Source organism: Proteiniborus sp. MB09-C3 (assembly GCF_030263895.1).
GTDB lineage: Bacteria > Bacillota > Clostridia > Tissierellales > Proteiniboraceae > Proteiniborus.
In genome coordinates this window covers 1,382,545-1,400,930 of sequence record NZ_CP127161.1, presented here as the reverse complement: position 1 = coordinate 1,400,930, position 18,386 = coordinate 1,382,545, and the positions used below count along the sequence as shown (strand labels likewise).

At 34.2% G+C, this 18,386-nt stretch carries 17 protein-coding genes; 2 read left to right on the top strand and 15 right to left on the bottom strand.

Translation table 11 applies throughout. The features are described from left to right. Nucleotides 1-71 precede the first annotated feature (71 nt). From QO263_RS06760 to QO263_RS06740, 5 genes are all read right to left on the bottom strand, one after another. The gene (locus tag QO263_RS06760; RefSeq protein WP_285627956.1) at nucleotides 72-962 is read right to left on the bottom strand and encodes a sensor histidine kinase; all 891 of its coding nucleotides are present in this window, start codon (nucleotides 960-962) and stop codon (nucleotides 72-74) included. Further along, entirely contained in the window at nucleotides 959-1,651 is a 693-nt protein-coding gene (locus QO263_RS06755; RefSeq protein WP_285627953.1) for a response regulator transcription factor, read from the bottom strand. Before QO263_RS06755 ends, QO263_RS06760 begins: the two co-directional genes overlap by 4 nt. Next, the gene (locus QO263_RS06750; protein WP_285627950.1) at nucleotides 1,629-1,835 is read right to left on the bottom strand and encodes a helix-turn-helix domain-containing protein; all 207 of its coding nucleotides are present in this window, start codon (nucleotides 1,833-1,835) and stop codon (nucleotides 1,629-1,631) included. The genes QO263_RS06755 and QO263_RS06750 overlap by 23 nt, the downstream gene beginning before the upstream one ends. A gap of 134 nt (nucleotides 1,836-1,969) precedes the next feature. Further along, entirely contained in the window at nucleotides 1,970-2,305 is a 336-nt protein-coding gene (locus QO263_RS06745) for a P-II family nitrogen regulator (protein WP_285627948.1), read from the bottom strand. A 15-nt stretch (nucleotides 2,306-2,320) separates the two neighbouring features. Beyond that, a complete protein-coding gene (locus QO263_RS06740) occupies nucleotides 2,321-3,019 on the bottom strand; it encodes a DUF1538 domain-containing protein (RefSeq protein ID WP_285627945.1) in 699 nt (232 codons plus the stop codon). A 248-nt stretch (nucleotides 3,020-3,267) separates the two neighbouring features. On the opposite strand from QO263_RS06740, the gene QO263_RS06735 reads away from it, so the two are divergent. Continuing rightward, the gene (locus QO263_RS06735) at nucleotides 3,268-3,510 is read left to right on the top strand and encodes a DUF2249 domain-containing protein (RefSeq protein ID WP_285627943.1); all 243 of its coding nucleotides are present in this window, start codon (nucleotides 3,268-3,270) and stop codon (nucleotides 3,508-3,510) included. 60 nt (nucleotides 3,511-3,570) lie between these two features. On the opposite strand, the gene lpdA is transcribed toward QO263_RS06735, so the two are convergent. From lpdA to QO263_RS06690, 9 genes are all read right to left on the bottom strand, one after another. Continuing rightward, complete coding sequence (lpdA, locus tag QO263_RS06730) at nucleotides 3,571-4,953, bottom strand: dihydrolipoyl dehydrogenase (RefSeq protein WP_285627941.1); 1,383 nt, start codon at nucleotides 4,951-4,953, stop codon at nucleotides 3,571-3,573. A gap of 13 nt (nucleotides 4,954-4,966) precedes the next feature. Next, nucleotides 4,967-6,292, bottom strand: coding sequence for a dihydrolipoamide acetyltransferase family protein (locus QO263_RS06725; protein ID WP_285627939.1), 1,326 nt, complete (start codon nucleotides 6,290-6,292; stop codon nucleotides 4,967-4,969). 13 nt (nucleotides 6,293-6,305) lie between these two features. Then, nucleotides 6,306-7,283 carry an alpha-ketoacid dehydrogenase subunit beta gene (locus QO263_RS06720; RefSeq protein WP_285627937.1) on the bottom strand — a complete coding sequence of 326 codons (978 nt, stop codon included), beginning with the start codon at nucleotides 7,281-7,283 and terminating at the stop codon, nucleotides 6,306-6,308. Further along, nucleotides 7,283-8,368, bottom strand: a complete 1,086-nt coding sequence (gene pdhA, locus QO263_RS06715; protein ID WP_285627934.1) for a pyruvate dehydrogenase (acetyl-transferring) E1 component subunit alpha — start codon at nucleotides 8,366-8,368, stop codon at nucleotides 7,283-7,285. Before pdhA ends, QO263_RS06720 begins: the two co-directional genes overlap by 1 nt. Before the next feature lie 377 nt (nucleotides 8,369-8,745). Continuing rightward, on the bottom strand, nucleotides 8,746-9,438 hold the full coding sequence (locus tag QO263_RS06710) for a response regulator (protein WP_285627932.1): 693 nt from the start codon (nucleotides 9,436-9,438) through the stop codon (nucleotides 8,746-8,748). A 1-nt stretch (nucleotide 9,439) separates the two neighbouring features. Beyond that, nucleotides 9,440-11,014, bottom strand: a complete 1,575-nt coding sequence (locus QO263_RS06705; RefSeq protein ID WP_285627930.1) for an ATP-binding protein — start codon at nucleotides 11,012-11,014, stop codon at nucleotides 9,440-9,442. A gap of 23 nt (nucleotides 11,015-11,037) precedes the next feature. Next, nucleotides 11,038-11,388 (bottom strand): FMN-binding protein, encoded by a 351-nt coding sequence (locus QO263_RS06700; protein ID WP_285627928.1) that lies wholly within the window; start codon nucleotides 11,386-11,388, stop codon nucleotides 11,038-11,040. Between the two features lie 172 nt (nucleotides 11,389-11,560). Continuing rightward, a complete protein-coding gene (locus tag QO263_RS06695) occupies nucleotides 11,561-12,532 on the bottom strand; it encodes a polyprenyl synthetase family protein (protein WP_285627926.1) in 972 nt (323 codons plus the stop codon). A gap of 114 nt (nucleotides 12,533-12,646) precedes the next feature. After that, nucleotides 12,647-14,497, bottom strand: coding sequence for an NAD(P)/FAD-dependent oxidoreductase (locus tag QO263_RS06690; RefSeq protein ID WP_285627924.1), 1,851 nt, complete (start codon nucleotides 14,495-14,497; stop codon nucleotides 12,647-12,649). A gap of 331 nt (nucleotides 14,498-14,828) precedes the next feature. On the opposite strand from QO263_RS06690, the gene QO263_RS06685 reads away from it, so the two are divergent. After that, nucleotides 14,829-15,893 carry an FAD:protein FMN transferase gene (locus QO263_RS06685; RefSeq protein ID WP_285627922.1) on the top strand — a complete coding sequence of 355 codons (1,065 nt, stop codon included), beginning with the start codon at nucleotides 14,829-14,831 and terminating at the stop codon, nucleotides 15,891-15,893. Nucleotides 15,894-16,113: 220 nt separating this feature from the next. On the opposite strand, the gene QO263_RS06680 is transcribed toward QO263_RS06685, so the two are convergent. Then, nucleotides 16,114-18,153: a glucosaminidase domain-containing protein gene (locus QO263_RS06680; protein WP_285627920.1), complete on the bottom strand. Its 2,040-nt coding sequence runs from the start codon at nucleotides 18,151-18,153 to the stop codon at nucleotides 16,114-16,116. Nucleotides 18,154-18,386 lie beyond the last annotated feature (233 nt).

Sequence of the window (18,386 nt, the reverse complement as noted above, 5' to 3'; positions counted from 1 at the left end):
CCTCCTTTAAGGTAAGTATACCAATGAATTATGACAACACACTTTATCAAATCTTACTTTTTTCTTACTACTTATGAAAAAATAATTGTAAAAGTTGTGCCCGTTTCAGCTGCACTTTCAACACTAATTGTGCCTTTCATTGCTGCTATTAGTTCTTTTGTGATTGATAATCCTAAACCTGTTCCAGTATCCGAACGTGAAATATCACATTTGTATAGTCTATCAAAAATATATGGTAATTTATCTTCTGGTATAGTATAACCGTTGTTAAAAACAGCTGTAATGATTTTGTCCTCATTTTTTTCAATATGAATTGCAATATTAGAACATTCCCCATGATAAATAGCATTCTGAATAAGGTTATTTATAATCCTTTTATATGCCGCTTTATCAATCAGTACAAGCCATTCATTATCAGGTATATTAACATGGAAAGAAATTTTCTTTTTTTCCAATAAAGGAAGCCAATCAATTATAAACTCCCGCGTCAATTCATTTATATCATAATAATCCATTTGATATTGCTGTTCATTAGAACTTATTTTACACCATTCAAAAAGTACATCAATCAATGATTTTAAGGCAAGGGCTTTCTTATATGATATTTGAATATATTCTCTTGTATCATCAGCACTATTGTTGTCTAATGCTTCTAAATACCCAATCAAAGAAGCTAAAGGAGTGCGAACATCATGGGATAGGTTGGTCAAAATCTGTTTGTTTGCAATATCTGATTTCTCTAATAGTAATAGTTGCTTTCTATTTTCCTTCAAAATACTATTCAATTCAAAAGTTATATCAGCAAAAATACCCGATTTTTTTGTGAAAATCTTTTGCTGTGGATTTGACCGTATTTCTTTCAAATCCTCAAGCCATTCCACTGCTTGTTTCTTCAAGTTTCGTGTATATGCAAATTGAATAATACATAATAAGATTAACAAAAGTAAAATATATGTAATCATATGGTACCACCAGACTTATAACCAACGCCCCACACTGTCAAAATATAGGTTGGAGCTTCTGGATTATCCTCAATTTTTTTTCTTAGTCTTCTAATATGAACCATGATATTATTATCATCAAAGGCATATTCGTCATTCCATACGGCATTATAAATTTGTCTCTTAGTAAAAACTTGTCCTTGGTTTTTTGCAAAAAATAAGAGTAAATCAAATTCTTTCGCTGTTAATTCAATTAACACATTATCCTTGTATACTTCGTGCTTTAAAGTATCAATAGATAAGTTGCCTAATATGATTTTATTATCAATAGAATTGCTTTTTCCAAATAGTATGTAGCGGCGTAAAAGTGATGAAACACGGGCTAAAAATTCACTATTGCTAAAAGGCTTTGTTAGATAATCGTCTGCACCCATACGTAATCCAGACACTTTATCACCCTCGCTATCTCTTGCAGTCAACATAAGGATAGGAATATGGCTGCTTTTCCGAATTTCTGTAAGCACTTCGTAGCCATTTTTTTTAGGAAGCATAATATCTAAAATAACAAGCTGGTAATTCCCTCCTTGTGCTTCTTTTAATCCTGTTTCCCCGTCATTACAAAAACCTACAGAGTAACCTTCTTTTTCTAAGTTCCTTTTTAATAATTTACATAAATCTTTATCATCATCAATAATCAATATTCGACACATTGATTTGCTCCTTTCCCTGTTTCGTTCTCCCGTCAATTGGTTTCTTTGCATCCTTTGAAATTAACCAGATACGACTAATTTGAATTGCGCTGGGAATACGGTTAGAGGCACATAGTTTCTGTACCTGTCTTTCAGTAATCTGCCACCTGTGAGCAGCTTCTTTAACATTCATGTAATCTAACATAGCGTTACCTCCGTTATAAGTATAATGCGTTTAAACGAACTTTACAAGGAAACAAAAACCAAGACATAATAGACAAGTGTATCAGTTATTATGTCTTGGTTGTAATTGAGCAGTCACAAAAAAGTAGCTTTCTCTTATTGATCTAACTCTTGTATACCATTTCTATGACGAAGTCCTAAAAGATTTTCTATAGGTACTGTAAATATAATACCCGTTCCAGGATCGTTTAACTTTCCCGCCTCTACTATTGCATCGTATATAGGCTTCACTTTAGCTTTTTCAGATAAAATAATGATTATTTCCTTTGACGATTCTATGTGAATGTTAAATAATTTATGTGCCTCGTGGGTACCGGTTCCTCTTCCGTAGAGAATAGTAGCTCCCTGAGCTCCTGCTTCTTTTGCTTTTTTTACAACATAATCTGCTTTTCCTCTTTCAATTATTACAATAATGCTTACGACATTTAGCATCTAGCTCTACCTCCTTTATTTAACAATTATACCTAATGTAAGTACTGCCATAATAGGCATTAATGACATAATGCCTACAATTCCAAAACCGTCTACTAAAGCATTGCTTGAACCTACTATTCTGGTTAGTCCTATTGCAATAGCCATATTTAGTGGAACATTTACAGGTCCTGTAGTAGATGTAGCGGCGTCAAATGCAATTCCTGCAAACTCTCTTGGTGTAAAATAAACCAAAATTGCTAATATCACAAGTATTGGCATAATAATTTTAGGTGTAGGTATGCTATTAAGTATTTTAAATATGCCTATGGCCATTCCTATACCAAAGCCAAATGCTACTGTATGTATCAGTATCTTGCTACGTATAACTCCTATAGAAACTTCCTCAATCTCAAGTGCCATGGCTCTTAATGCAGGCTCTACTAGAGTAGAGGCATATCCTATAAAAAATGCAATTATAATTATAAAATACTTATTATCAATATTAACAAGACTTTCTCCCACTGTATCTCCTAATGGTATGATGCTCAGATATATTCCCTTTAGAAATATATTTAGTCCTACTACAGAGAGTATAAACCCTATAATTAACTCTTTCACATTAGTCAATGGTTTTTTTAGTACAATTACTTGAAAGAATATTAGCACTGCTAGTATTGGAATAATACTTTTAGTAGTGTCCCATAAATCCTTAAAAATGTCAATTGCTTTCAATTCTGTTAGCCCCCTTCTTTCCATTATGTTCAAAAATGCTGTTTTGTTGTACATTCTTCTACTGTATATTTTACAGTATATAAATATATTGTCAAATGAAGAAAAGCTAAATAGATAAACCAGCATCTGGATTTGAAGTAAGCTAGTCTTCTTCTTTGAAAAGCAAAGTTTTGCCATAAAGTGTATGAACTAGGTTTCAAAATATTGAGCATAATAAATAAAAAGCGCTAGAAAGAAAGGAGATTATTATGCCTGTAAAAACAGTAGACCTTAGTAACTCTGAACATAATGATAAGCATAAGGCCATATTTGATGCTTTTGATACTCTAGATTTAGGAGAAAAAATGCTCTTAATAGATAGCACTGATCCTACTCATCTCTTCAATAAATTAGATGAAGAAAGAGAAACTAAGCTTGACTGGAGATATGTGGAGGAAGGTCCTGATCTTTGGAAAGTATCAGTGGAAAAGAGATACTTAAGCTTTATATAGTCCATACTCAAATAGGGGCCTTACAGCCCCTATTTTTTTATAACCTTAAATATATTTATTCTATTTTAATGTATGAATAGGACTGCCTAATGCTAAATGCGCTGCTTCCATAACTGTTTCCGAAAGGGTTGGATGAGGATGTATTCCTCTTGCTATGTCTTCTAGAGTTCCTTCTAGCTCCATAGTCATTACTCCCTCCGCTATCATATCTGTAGCTGTGGAAGCCATCATGTGGACTCCTAGGATTTCCCCGTATTCTTTGTTTGCAACTATCTTCACAAATCCGTCTCTGTCCCCTTCTGCTAAAGCCTTACCATTTGCACTTAGTGGGAATGTGCCTACTATAATATCATAACCTTTTTCCCTTGCCTCATCCTCTGTCATACCTACAGTTGCTATTTCTGGGAAGCTGTAAATACATGAAGGTATTCTGTCATAGCTCATTTTACTATCCTTACCCATTATGTTTTCAACTGCTATTATTCCTTCGGCAGAAGCAACATGAGCTAGTAGATGCTTTCCGTTTATATCTCCTATTGCATATACTCCTTCAATGTTGGTACGCAGCCTTTCATCTGTAATTATACCTTTTCTGTCTGTTTCTAGGTTTAGCTTTTCAAGACCTTTTAGATTTGGAGTTCTGCCTAAGCTAACTAATATCTTATCTCCTTCAAAAGTCTTTTCTTCTCCATTTACTTCTACTATAATCTTGTTGCCTTCAAATTTTTTATGCTTTACTCCATAAATTATTTTTACGCCTTTTTTAGTTAGAACCTTGGCCATTGCTTCACTTAAGTCTTTGTCTATTCCCGACAATATTCTTGGAGAACGTTGAAGTATAGTAACCTTGCTGCCTAGTGCGTTATAAAGCGTTGCAAATTCAATACTAATAGTTCCTGCACCAACTACAATTAAATGTTCTGGAAGCTCTTTGGGATCAAGAACTTCTGTACTAGTAACAGCATAACCCTGCTCGAAGGATTCTTTTATTCCTTCTATATCAGGAATCATAGGAGATGAGCCTGTTGCAATGATTAGATTTTTAGTATTCAATATTTCATCATTTACTTTGATAGTATTTTTATCAACTACCTCTCCAAAGCCTTTATAAATATCTACTCCATTTTTTTCTAGAAGCATTTTGACTCCGCTTGTAAGTCTTCTCACTGCCTGATTTTTTCTCTTAACCATTGCATCTAGATTAATTGCTACTGAGTTTTTGTCTTTAATATCAATACCATACTTTTCTGCGTTCATTATGCTCTCGTATACCTTCGCACTCTTAAGCAGTGTTTTCGTTGGTATACATCCTACATTTAGGCAAACTCCTCCCAATTCTCCAGCTTCAACTACTGCTGTCTTTGCACCCATCTGAGCTGCTTTTATTGCAGCCACATATCCTCCTGGACCTGCTCCAAGAACCAAAATGTCATATTGTTTCATCCTTTGACCTCCTCTAGCTTAATAACAGCAACATGGGGTTACCTAAAAGCTCCTTAAGTCTTAGTAAAAACCTTCCTGCATCTCCTCCGTCAATGATTCTATGGTCAATACTCAATGATACAGGCATCATATGTCTGATGACTATTTCATCATTTAACACTACAGGCTTTTTATCTATCTTACCTATACCTAGTATTGCCACCTCGGGATACCTAATTACAGGGACTCCATAAGATGAACCTAATGCACCATAATTAGTTATTGTGAAGGTTCCTCCATACAACTCTTCTAGGCTTATGGTTTTAGTCCTAGCCTTTTCTACAATAGTCTCAATATCTTTTCCTATTTCTAGAATTCCCTTATTGTCAACTTCCTTAATAACAGGAACCATTAACCCATCTGGCGTGTCTGTTGCTATACCAATATTATAGTACTTTTTATAGATAATTTCATCCTTAATATTATCAAAACTGGAATTAAATACAGGAAATTCCCTCAGAGCAATAGTTAAGGCCTTGATAATGAATGGCATATAGGTTAAACTAATGCCCTTCTCCTTAGCCATGTTTTTTTGCTCCGTCCTCAATTTAACTAGTTCGGTTACATCAAAATCATCCATAACTGAGGTATGAGGAATTACAGATTTAGATAGTACCATATTCTCTGATATGGTCTTTCTAACTCTCGATATTGGTACTCTCTCTACTTCTCCATAGATCTTTATTTCTTCACGTTTAATCTCTGGTTTCAGGAAAGTATCTCCTAATGGCTGAGCAAATACGTTAGTTTCTTTTATATACTTCGACTCTATAATGCCCTCATTTTTTTTCTTATATTCATGAAGATCTTCTTTCATTACCCTGCCGGCAGGTCCTGTACCCTTTACTAGATTTATATCTATTCCTAAATCCTTAGCCAGTTTTCTAGCTACAGGAGTTGCTAAAACCTTAGTTTTCATTTCTTTTTCTTCCTGTTTTCCTTCATCACTGCTTTCTATAACTTCAGAGGATATTTCAATTTCACCGACTACTCCTGCACCTTTTTCTTCTTCACTTAAAGGCTCTTGCTTTATCTCTATGCCACGGGTTATGTCACCAGCTCCGCTTCCATCGTCTATTATAACCACTGTGTTTCCTACATGGATTGTATCTCCTACTTCTGCTAAAAGCTTATCTATCTTGCCATCAACTGGAGATGGTATCTCTGCATTCACCTTGTCTGTTTCTACAAGAAAAAGTGAATCACCTTCTTTAATTGTATCTCCTTCTTTTACAAACCACTTTAAGAGTACTCCCTCGTGTATTCCCTCTCCAATATCTGCAAATTTGAATTCAAACATCTACTCACCTCCACTAAAACTTTACTAATTCTCTTATCTTTTTAGCTATTTGTCTAGGCTCAATTATAAAGTGATGTTCTCCCCTTGGCAATGGAACAGTAATATCAAATCCAGCAAGCCTTGTAGGTGGTGCCTCAAGGTGAAGAAAAGCCTTTTCATTTACTATTGATATAAGCTCTGCTCCTGCTCCAAAGGATTTTACTGCTTCGTGAACCACCAGAAATCTTCCCGTCTTTTTCACTGACTCTATTATTGTTTCTTTGTCTATTGGAGATATGGTTCTTAGGTCTATTAATTCAGCACTTATTCCTTCTTTTTCTACCTCTTCTATAGCTTTTTGTGCTTCTCTAACTAATGCTCCCCAAGTTACTACAGTTATGTCACTTCCTTTTTTCACTACCTTAGCTTTTCCTATAGGCACTGTATAATCTTCTTCTGGAACCTCCTGCTTAAATGCCCTGTATATTCTCTTTGGCTCCATGAATATTACTGGGTCTGGATCTCTTATGGCAGATAATAATAAGCCTTTTGTATCATATGGTGTCGAAGGTATTACAACCTTAAGGCCTGGAATATGAGAAAATATTGCTTCAAGACTTTCTGAATGATGCTCTAGAGCCCTAATTCCACCACCATAAGGCATTCTTATTACCATAGGAAGATTATATTTTCCTCTACTTCTATTTCTCATTCTTGCTGCATGTGCAAGTATTTGGTTAACTGCTGGAAGTACAAAGCCTGAAAACTGTATCTCTACAACAGGCTTTAAACCATTTATAGCTGCTCCTATTGCTGTACCTACTATGGCAGCCTCTGATAGTGGTGTGTCGAAGCATCTATCCTTGCCATACTTTTCTTGTAATCCAACTGTAGCTCTGAAAACTCCACCCTCGTAACCTACGTCTTCACCATATACTATAATAGAGCTATCCCTTTCCATCTCTTTATCTAAAGCATGTGTTAATGCACCTATATTATTTAATAGAGCCATTATGCTCCCTCCTCTCCAATATGCTTCTTATATTCTTCATATTGCTCAATTAAATTTGGAGTCATTTCAGCATAAGTGTATTTAAATATATCCTCTAACGGAACAAATCCTGAGCCTTCGACTTTTTTAAAGGTCTCACCAACATAGTTTTCGTACTCCTCGTATTTGCTCTTATCTTTATCTTCACTCCATAAGCCTTTGTCTATTAAATATTTTTTGAATCTGTCAATTGGATCCTTCTTCTCCCATTCTGTGACTTCACTGACATCACGATATATTGTCGGATCATCTGATGTAGTATGAGGTCCTAGTCTATAGGTTACTGCTTCAATAATTGTAGGTCCTTCTCCATTTCTTGCTCTTTCTACAGCTTCCTTAGTTGCTGCATATACTGCCAATACATCATTACCATCTACCTGAATTCCAGGTATTCCATAAGCCAATGCTTTTTGTGCAAGTGTTTTTGATTTTGTCTGTACACTTCTAGGCACTGATATAGCCCATTGATTATTCTGGATTAAAAATACTACAGGTGCATTAAATACAGCAGCAAAGTTAACTGCTTCATGGAATTCTCCCTGAGAAGTCCCTCCATCTCCAACATATGCAATAGCTACATCCTTCTCCCTTTTTATTTTAGATGCCATTGCAATGCCAACAGCATGATTAAGCTGTGAAGCTATGGGAACTGATACAGGAAGCATTTTTACATCCTCAGGAAATTTACTTCCCATTTCATTTCCGTACCAATATAGAAACACCTGCTCTAAAGATACACCTTTATATAGCCATGCTCCTAATTCTCTAAATGCAGGAACCAACCAATCATTTTTATCAGTAGCTGCAATTGAGCCTACTTGCGCGGCCTCTTGACCTCTATTAGGTGCATATGTCAGCATTCTACCTTGACGTTGATATTGAAGTGCTTTTATATCAGCTACTTTTGCAAGAAGCATCGTCTGATACATCTTCAATAGATTATCATTCTCAATAAAAGGTTCTAAATTTGGGTCTACTATTTTTCCATTCTTATCTAGTATATTAAGCATTTCTTCTTCTAACGGATCATATCTGTCTATAAGCATTTAAACAATCCTCCTTCTACTTGAATAACTACCTTAACTCTATTTTCTGTATTATGAAAACTAAATAGTTTTATTTACCTATTTTAATATTACCCTATCTTTTGGAAATAAAACTATAGTTAAGTTATTATCATTATGACCTAACCCGATTTATGAAAGAAATTAAATAAGCTCGAAAACAAGTTTCTGAGTGCTATAATTACACTAGCCTTGATTTTGCTTCTGGAATTAAGAGTGTCCATTAGGATCAATTTTGTGTTACAAAACTATGATTTATACTAGTCACTTATATAGTAGCCAAACAAAATTCTTCACTTACGTTCAAAATTGCACTAAAAAAGAGAACAGATAATTCTGTTCCCTATTGAAACGGCTTCTTATTCTTCTTTCAATCTGTATTTATTTTGAGGTCTTCCTACTTTTCCGTATTCTAGCTCAAGAATTATCTTTTGCTCCTTTTCTAATAAGTCTAGATATCTTCTTGCAGTAATTCTGGAAACACCAATACATTTTGCCACCTGTAGTGCTGTAAATGTTTTCCCCTTCATCCCTTCGATATAATCTATAACTTTTTCATAGGTATATTGGCTAAACCCCTTTACATCGCCAATTTCTTCTAACAAATTGCTGTTAGTCTTCTTTTCATTTAATACATATTTATCTATTATTTCTTGATTTATTGATTCATTTGCTTCTAGGTTCTTTTTTCTATTTCTGTACTGTAGCATTGCTTCTTTAAATCTTTCAAAAATGAATGGCTTTACAATATAGTCAACTGCTCCATACCTAAATGCTTCTTCTACAGATTCCATATTTCTATCTGCAGTTATTAAAATCACGTCAATTTTTAAGTCCTTTTTTCTTGTCCACTTCAAGAGTTCCAATCCTTTTCCCTGTGGGAAAAAAACGTCTAATAGTATTAAATCGGGCTTATCCTGCAAAATAACTTCCTTTGCTCTTTCTATTGATCCAACACTATCACATAGCTTATATCCTTCTACTCTTTTTAAAAATTTCTCGTTAATTTCTCTAACCATAGGATCATCTTCAACTATAAGAACTTTTATCACATTAATTCCCCCTTCTCATGGGAATAGTTATTTCCCAACAAGTACCATCATCTGATTTGAGTTCTATTGTTCCACCTGCTCCATCCACGATTTTTTTGACAATGCTTAAACCAAATCCTCTACAGCCTGATTTAGTTGTATATCCTCTCCTATAAATCTTGTCCCTAATATCCTCGCTTATTCCTGGTCCATTGTCTTTTACCATTATCTTCAATGCATTTGTATTTGAATTAATTTTAATTAATAATTTTCCACTTTTCACCTTAACTAGCTCATCTATTGCATTATCAATTAAATTTCCTAATATAGAGCAGACCTCATCAACATTAATCTCCTCGGGTAACGCTGTTAAACTTGAATTAGAATCTATAATCATTTCAATTTTTGCTTCAACTGCCTTATTATATTTTGAAAGAAGTATTCCAGCTATGTGTACGTCCTTTATCTTATATGTTAATGTGCCTAATATTTCATGCCTTTGTTCAGTTAAGTCAGATATATATTTTATAGCCTTATCATACTCCTCCAGTTGAATAAGTCCAGATATGGTATGAAGCTTATTTGAAAATTCATGGCTTTGTGCTCTTAGCTCATTTGTCATCTTCTTTATGCCTGTAAGTTCTTCAGCCATTCTCTTAACCTCTGATAAATCCTGAAAGCTAGATACAAGGCCTATAGTTTCATTTCTATAATTCTTCATAATAGTATGACTACAAAGAAGTATTTTCTGTGGTCCCAGCCTTACCTCTTCATTATAGATAGACTCTTCATTTTCTAGTACTTCTGCTATTTGTCTAGTATATACCATATTAAAGCTTGAAATATTCTTACCCACATCACTATCCTTGAATCCTAGAACATCCTTTGCATTTTTATTCAATAGAATAATTGAACCCTTTTCATCAACTGCCATTATACCATTTTTTAAGCTTTGAAGTATATTATCTCTCTGTCCAAGTAAAAGAGCGATTTCCTTCGGTTCTAGTCCAAATATTGATTTCTTTATGTTATAGGATAGAATTGCTGAGCATATGATGCCTACTATTATTCCTATTACAATAGTCATTTGAAAATTTAAAATATATGGCCTTATTTCTTCGTATACAGTATTGTTAAGTAATCCTACTAAAACTGCACCAACTTGTTTTCCATTATAATGAACTGGAACAAAAGCTCTAATTGCAGATATGAGTACATTTTTATCAGCAGATATATACGATTCTCCATACTTAAGTACTCTTTCCTCTCCACCACTAATATATTTCTTTCCTAAGTCATATTCTATAGGATAGGAGTACTTAATTCCATCCATGTCCATGACAATTATATAGTTAAATCTTGTTTCATGCTTAAAGCTTTCTATTTTATCTTGAATTATTCTATAATCCTTTGTTGTGCCCAAGGTTTCTTTTATAACATCCATGGAAGCAATAGTAACTGCTAAATCCATGGCGTTGTTTCCCATCTGATGCTCTATGGTTTTTTCAACTTGTCTAAAGGTTAATATGCCAATACCGCCTATGACAGCAATAAGCATTAGAGTCATAACTATAGTAATCTTATACTGTAGTTTCACATAAATACACCCTTTTATTCTAGTTATTGAGTAACACTAGCCTTACTAAGCCCATCTTTAATAGCATTGATAAGTCCTACACTTGTATATGATGCTCCTGCAACTACGTCCACATCTGCATTGTTAGACTTAATTACCTTTTTAGGTATTTCTTCATAGACAATTGCTGCAAGCTCAGGCATCTCATATTCTTCAATAACTTCAATATTTAATATGTTGTATTCATCTGTTGTCAAAATCACCTTTATAGGTCCATGATGGCCTTCTCCTACACCTACATATTCTCCAGGCACATAAAGCTGGTTCTTTGACGTACAGGAGGCTAGTCCAAAGTTTAATAAAAAAATCATAAAAATCAATAAAGCCTTTTTCATAGTATCTTCCCCTTATCCCCTAAGTAAAGGTACTTTAATTGAAAAATATAGTTTTGGTCTTATTGTAAATTTGGTTATTATAATTATATCATCTAGTAACTTTTTTGTCACATTGAAAATGAAAAGGCCTATAGTATACGAATTTGCATACTATAGACCTTAAGAATTTATATCAATAATCTCTATTCAAAAGCTTTAAAACTGATCCTCTGATTATTTCTTTTGACTCACAATTTGGCAGCTTTTCAATTCTTTCAATTGCCTTTTCAGTGTACTTATCTGCAACTTTTTTTGCTCTATTGATACCATCATATTTATCCACTAACAACATTATTTCATCTATTTCTACACTTGATAAGCTTTCACTATCAAGCAACCTTTTTAATCGACCATCTTTGTCATTTTCTAGAGCATAGATTAAAGGCAAAGTATAGTAGCCTTTTTGTAAATCCCTCAAGGCTGATTTCCCTAGTCTCTCCGTATTTCCGCTATAGTCAAGTATATCATCTATAATTTGAAAAGCCATTCCTGCATTATATCCTACTTTTCCTAGAGAGTTTGAAATTGATTCATCACACTTCGCTTCATTTGCACCTGTATAGAAGCTTATTGCAAAAAGTGCAGCTGTCTTTCCAGATATTATTCTAATATAATTCCTTAAACTCGCATTTTTCCCGTATCTAAGATTGTACTGAGTTATTTCTCCCATACAAATCTTAGTCAGAACTTTTGAGATGTTTCTTAGATCTTTCATATCATAATCATATTTAGCAAGCATATTAAAGCATTGACAAAAAAGAAAATCTCCAATATATACTGCATAGTCCTTACCGTATTTGTACTGTATAGTATCACAGCCTCTTCTAAGCCTCGCATCATCTATTATGTCATCATGGATTAGAGTAGCCATATGAAGCATCTCAATTACGGCAGCCAAATTGCTGATTTTTTTAGAATCATATTCTCCAAATTTACTGGCTAAAATGAGAAATGCAGGTCTAAGCATTTTACCCCCGCTTTCAATCATTGGCAATATTGATTCTTCTAAAATTGTCTCTCTGGATTTGATGTTACGTTTAATAATACTCTTTACTCCATTTAATTCTTCAATCAATGCAGGATAATCATTCCAAAATTTATTCATCTTCTCACCTTTACCCACTAAGTTATAAATAGTATTGTTCCCTATATATAATTCTCCATAATAATGAAATGTCCTTCTAAAGAAATCTTTAAAAGGACACTGGATTTAAGTCTACTAATCAATATACAGATAGGTTTTCTTCGCAAACCCTGTATTCTTCCACCATCTTTTTAGAACAGGCAATACATAGTAGTCAAGACCTAATGTACTTCCAGAGCCACCTATTAGAGCAATACCTGCTGCAAAATACCATAGCATTTCTGTTGGTGCCATTCCAGAAGACCATATCATAAGTCCCATTGCTACAGATATTAAAGAAGCTAAAGCTGTAAATAATCCTGCAAGTAATAATAATCCTACTATTACTTCACCAATTACCATGCCTGCTTGGAATATCTCAGCAAGTTTTGTATACCCACCCTCAGGTGTATAGAAAAATGTATCCATTGACCATTTTACAATATTTGAGATAAAACCAGGTACTGGTAATGCTTCACCCCATTGAGATACTGCTTCTGCTGCTCCAGAAGCTGCTGATGTTGCCGATGCTGCTGATGTCGCTGATGCTGGCGCTGGTATTAAGAATATCTTTGATGGATCTGCTAAAATACTAGGTAACTTTTCCAAACCTTGAGCCAACCATTTATAGCCGACAAATAGTCTTAATGGGAATAGCCAGAAGTTTGGAGAACGCTTAGCCAGATGTCCACCGATAAAGCTTCTATTATCTTTTACATTAAAGAATTCATACATTATATATGACCAGCATTTATTAAAGCCTGCTACTTGGAAGAAATAAAATAAGTTAATAAAGTGCTTAGAAAGCATTGCAAAGAAACTAGGCAATCCGAAGAACTTTCCTGGTAAACCTACATGTGCTGTACCATATCTTCCACCAATACATACCATAGCGCCATGGAATGCCGGTTTATATGATTTCTTTTCTCCACCTTTAATATCTGCATGAATATTATGTGCTACTAACGGTGCTGAATGCTCTGCATTTTCAACCATTTGTGGAACAGGTCTTTCTTCTCCTTCAGGTATATAGAATATATTGTCTCCAACTACGTAAACGTTATCATAATCTATTGATTGAAGCTTGTCATTTGTAACAATTCTTTTTCTACCTTTTTGTTCAATATCTAAGTTGTCTAGTAAGTCAGCACCTTCAACTCCTGCTGCCCAAACTACTGTTTCGGCTTCTATAGTGCCTTTCTCACCCATTGTAACAGAGCCTGGCTTAACTTCTGTGATTCCTGCTCCTGTTATAATCTCAACACCTAGTTTTCTAAGTCTATTTTCAGCTTTTCTTATTAATTTGTCTGGAAATATTGGAAGGATTTTTGGTAAAGCATCTACTACGTAAAGTTTTACTTCGTTCTCATCTACATAGAACTCTTTGCAAAGTCTATTTTTCCACTCCGCAAGCTCGCCTATCATTTCAACTCCTGTGAAGCCTCCGCCAACTACTACAAAAGTAAGCATCTTTCTTCTTTTTTCTGCATTAGGTTCTTTTACTGCTTCCCTGAACATGTGAAGGATATGCTCTTTAAGTCCAACTGCATCCTCATAGGACCAAAGTTTTTTAGTATATTCCTCTGCTCCAGGTATGCCAAAATATGTTGGCTTACATCCAGTACCTAGTACAAGGTAATCGTATTCATAAGTGCTTTTTTCTGATTTTAAAGTATTCCCTTTAAAATCAATTTCAGTGATTTCATCAAGTACAAAATCTACCTTTCTTTTTGCAAAAACTTTTTTGAATTCGATTCTAATAGAATCCTCTGGAACTCTGTTCGCTGCAACCTCATGCAGTTCTGTCAACATTGTATGATATGGCTTTTTATCAATCAATGTTACCTTTACGTTGTCATCTTTTTTAAACAATTTTCCTAGCTTTTTCGCAGCTAATATACCACCATAGCCACCGCCTAGTACTACAATTTGTTTAGTATTAGCCATTACTTGACCTCCCTTATTTAGCATTCAGATAAGTTAAATTCTCATCTAAATGGAGCCCATATTTAAAAATTACAGAGTGGATAGAATATATCCACTATTAAGTTTGATAATACACAAACTATCCTAGTTAAAATTTTATCACAACCTAAACAAATGTCTATATTTACAGTGTTTTTGGTCATTACCTATACCTTTTGTTTATTTTGTTCATGACTAATATAATTATATTAGTCAATAATACATAGTTTTGCTTCTTTCTTTTACTTTAAACAAATTTCTAATAGTGGTATAATGTTTTTATTCAATATATAGCTGGCCTTGGAGGTAGAATATGGAAAAAGCTAAAAAAATAACAGTTATAATTCTATCAGTTGTCGTAATAGCTATTGCAATGTTTTCAATTTATAGTAAGTTTAAGGAAAAAAATATTACAGACAAGGGACTCATTAAAGAAAAAACTAGCTTTCTGCTGGGAACAGTAGTTCAGATAAAGCTTCTTGACCCTCAGCCTGATGAACTATTCAATGGAGCTTTTGATCTCGTACAGGATATTGAAAATAAAATGAGCATTAATATTGAAGATAGTGAAGTAATTCGAATTAACAAAAATTCTGGGAAATCATATGTTAATGTGTCTCCTGAAACCTATTACGTAATTGAAAAAGGAAAATATTATTCTACTCTTTCGAATGGGATGTTCGACATCAGTGTAGGACCTTTAGTAAAGCTATGGGGAATTGGAAATGAAGATGCCAGGGTTCCCTCACAGAGTGAAATAAATATAGCATTAATTAAAATCGATTATAATGATATTTTACTTAATGAATCTGATAAAAGTGTCATGCTGGCAAAGGAAAATATGATTATTGACTTAGGAGGCATCGCAAAGGGCTATGCTGCCGATGTAATTGCAGATTATCTAAAGTCAAAAGATATTGACAATGCAATCATTGACCTAGGAGGAAATGTGTTGGCCTTAGGTGGAAATGGTAAAACTGATAAATGGAATATTGGTATCCAGAATCCATTTGAGCCAAGAAATAAGCATATAGGTATATTAAGTGTAAGAGATAAAACAGTAGTTACATCTGGAGTATATGAAAGATATTTTATTGAAGGTGGAAAGAGATATCACCATATATTAGATCCTTTTACAGGCTATCCAGTAGAAAATCCTTTGATGAGCGTTAGCATAGTTGCAGATAAATCAATTGATGCGGATGGATTATCTACTACAGTATTTGCACTGGGACTTGAAAAGGGAACAGAATTAATTGAAAGCCTTGACGGAATTGAGGCTATTTTTGTAGATAAGGATAAAAATGTTTATATTACTAAAGGTATTAAAGAATCCTTTAGAATAACAAATGACGAATTTAATGAAAAAGATATCTAGTAAAGCAAGGAGACGGCAGACTGTGTGAAGATTCATATTCTATACGTTTTTGTCATTCTGAACGCAGTGAAGAATCTGTATTTGAAGCTATTAGAGACCCATTCGCTTCGCTCAGGGTGACAGTTTACACACAGTCTGACGAGATTATTGCTTCATATGCAATTCAAAGAAAAAGGAGTATCCTAGCTACATGAAAAGTAGCCTTGAGATACTCCTTATTTTATATACCTATTTTATCAAGCTCATGTAAATTATATTGTTTTATAAGTCTCATCAATTTTATAGGATATTGTGGGTCAGTAGCATATCCTGCTCTTCTTATTGCCCAAGCACCTAAAGTGCTGTCGTGCATAACTTCTCTAAAAGGTTCATATCTTTCCTTTTCTAGTAGTAAGCTCTTATGATCTGCCCAGCTTTCATTTACATTATTATATGCCCTGAATTCTGCATCAACACGGAATGACACTCCATTATATACTTCCCATGTGTTGGATATTACAGAGCCAGCTGTAGCACTGCCTTTGATTCCAAATAAATTGTAGGATATCTTGCCATTATATTTATCTACTGGCACACTTTGTCCCCAGCCTGTCTCCAGAATAGCTTGAGCTGTTTGGAGTGCTGCTGACATTCCTGTTTTTTCCCAAGAATCTCTAGCTAGTTCAGAAGCCAATCCAAGGAACTTATCCTTTTCAATGACAGGTGTTGCTGAGTAAGTTTTGCCTAGATACACTGTAACGGGAATCTCTTCGCTTAGGACTTTCTTGCCTGAGCTATATATTCCTTCAGCCTGAACCTTCCAGCTTCCTTCATCTCCTTGAATAGGCGTAAATGTATATTCAGCTTGTGGTTTTTGATTAGAAGCTACGACCTTCTTTTCTCCTGTTGTTGCATTAATGAGAACATAGTTCACCTTGTCTAATGCAACATTGCTGATAACCTTTAATTTGACAGGCCCTGTAAGAACTTGCTTAGGTCCTACACCTTCTAAAAATAGTTTTGGAGTTCCTGTTAGATTAACACTGACTTTATTACTTTCATGAACTACTCCTCTAGTGTCCTTAACTCTAACTAAAAGCTCTTTAGTACCTGAATATTTTGGACCTGGAAACCATTTATAGCTTCCATATGGTATCTGAGCTAAAATCTCTTCTTTTCCAGTCTTTGGATCTCTTAGTACATATTCTGTTTGACTAATATAAAAATTTAATGAATATGATAATGTTATAGGCTTATCAATTGTTGCACCATTAGAAACCCCTGATAGTGAGAATTTGCGAGGAACATTAATCTTAGCGTTAATAGTCTGACTTTCATAAGCCTGATTGTTACTATCATAGGCTATTACCTTAAAAGCATAGCTTCCATTATCATACATCATAGGTGTCCAAGTATATGGCCCGTATGGGTCATATTCAGAAGACACTGTTACTTTATTATTGTCCAGATTAGTTATTTCGTATTTTACATAGGATGCAACAAAATTAGTATCAGCACCTATGGAAACTGTGCCAGTTATGATCTGGTCTTGAGTTAAACCTGTTAATGATACCTCTGGAATGACAGCTACATAAACAGGTATGGAATCCCCAGCTATGAAACGTCCATCACTATCATAAAGAGCAGCCACAAGTACTCTTTCTCCACTTTCCTGTAAGTTAGGTATCCAAGAATATTTAGAAGTTAATTGATTTCCCCTTGCTATAACAGTACCTTTAGCTGTATTAGGGTCTAGCAGAAGATATTTTATTTCCACTGCATTTGTAGCTTCTTCATTAGGTAATTCTATCTGCAAATCTGTTCTGCCTGTAATGACTTGCCCTGAATTAACAGATGAAATTTTTATATCAAAAAAAGGTTCAATATCTACTGGCTTGCTCGAATCTATTAAGATACTATTATTATCTGCATCCCAATCAGCCTCAATGCCTAAAGAATTTCTAACCAAATTAAGAGATACATAGATACGTTCGTTAATAATCATCGGAGGTACATCACTCAATATATATGTTTTCTCATCTTTCTGATAGGAAACTAAATGACTATCAATCCTTAAAAGCACTGAAGTATTATCCTTTTCTATATAGACTGTCCCTTCTTCTTTATTCCAATTGACTTCTGCTCCTAGCTTTTCTGCTATAGCACATATAGGTACAAGGATTTTATCATCTTGAATAGCAGGTTCGGCTATTGCAGTAATATTCTGTCCATCTAATAACAATCTAGGTTCATTAGTAGCTAAAGCCTCAGGACCAGGCAATTGAATGAACATCAAAAGTATTAACAGTATGTAAAATTGACTCCATTTAAATATTTTAATTTTACTCGCCCCCTTTTATATTTTAATCTGTTGTGCTAGCAACTTTATTATTTAATATCAAATACCTCCTATAACTATTCTATATCATATTATTGCATAAATTAAGTTACTATTTGATTACAAATAAATAAGTGGAGCAAATGCTCCACTTATTCTGTTACTGATAAATATAG

What these genes read in the sequence shown, in the direction of transcription:
- QO263_RS06760 (WP_285627956.1), bottom strand. Translation starts at nt 962, where the DNA reads ATGATTACATATATTTTACTTTTGTTAATCTTATTATGTATTATTCAA.
- QO263_RS06755 (WP_285627953.1), bottom strand. Translation starts at nt 1,651, where the DNA reads ATGTGTCGAATATTGATTATTGATGATGATAAAGATTTATGTAAATTA.
- QO263_RS06750 (WP_285627950.1), bottom strand. Translation starts at nt 1,835, where the DNA reads ATGTTAGATTACATGAATGTTAAAGAAGCTGCTCACAGGTGGCAGATT.
- QO263_RS06745 (WP_285627948.1), bottom strand. Translation starts at nt 2,305, where the DNA reads ATGCTAAATGTCGTAAGCATTATTGTAATAATTGAAAGAGGAAAAGCA.
- QO263_RS06735 (WP_285627943.1), top strand. Translation starts at nt 3,268, where the DNA reads ATGCCTGTAAAAACAGTAGACCTTAGTAACTCTGAACATAATGATAAG.
- lpdA (WP_285627941.1), bottom strand. Translation starts at nt 4,953, where the DNA reads ATGAAACAATATGACATTTTGGTTCTTGGAGCAGGTCCAGGAGGATAT.
- QO263_RS06725 (WP_285627939.1), bottom strand. Translation starts at nt 6,292, where the DNA reads ATGTTTGAATTCAAATTTGCAGATATTGGAGAGGGAATACACGAGGGA.
- QO263_RS06720 (WP_285627937.1), bottom strand. Translation starts at nt 7,283, where the DNA reads ATGGCTCTATTAAATAATATAGGTGCATTAACACATGCTTTAGATAAA.
- pdhA (WP_285627934.1), bottom strand. Translation starts at nt 8,368, where the DNA reads ATGCTTATAGACAGATATGATCCGTTAGAAGAAGAAATGCTTAATATA.
- QO263_RS06700 (WP_285627928.1), bottom strand. Translation starts at nt 11,388, where the DNA reads ATGAAAAAGGCTTTATTGATTTTTATGATTTTTTTATTAAACTTTGGA.
- QO263_RS06695 (WP_285627926.1), bottom strand. Translation starts at nt 12,532, where the DNA reads ATGAATAAATTTTGGAATGATTATCCTGCATTGATTGAAGAATTAAAT.
- QO263_RS06690 (WP_285627924.1), bottom strand. Translation starts at nt 14,497, where the DNA reads ATGGCTAATACTAAACAAATTGTAGTACTAGGCGGTGGCTATGGTGGT.
- QO263_RS06685 (WP_285627922.1), top strand. Translation starts at nt 14,829, where the DNA reads ATGGAAAAAGCTAAAAAAATAACAGTTATAATTCTATCAGTTGTCGTA.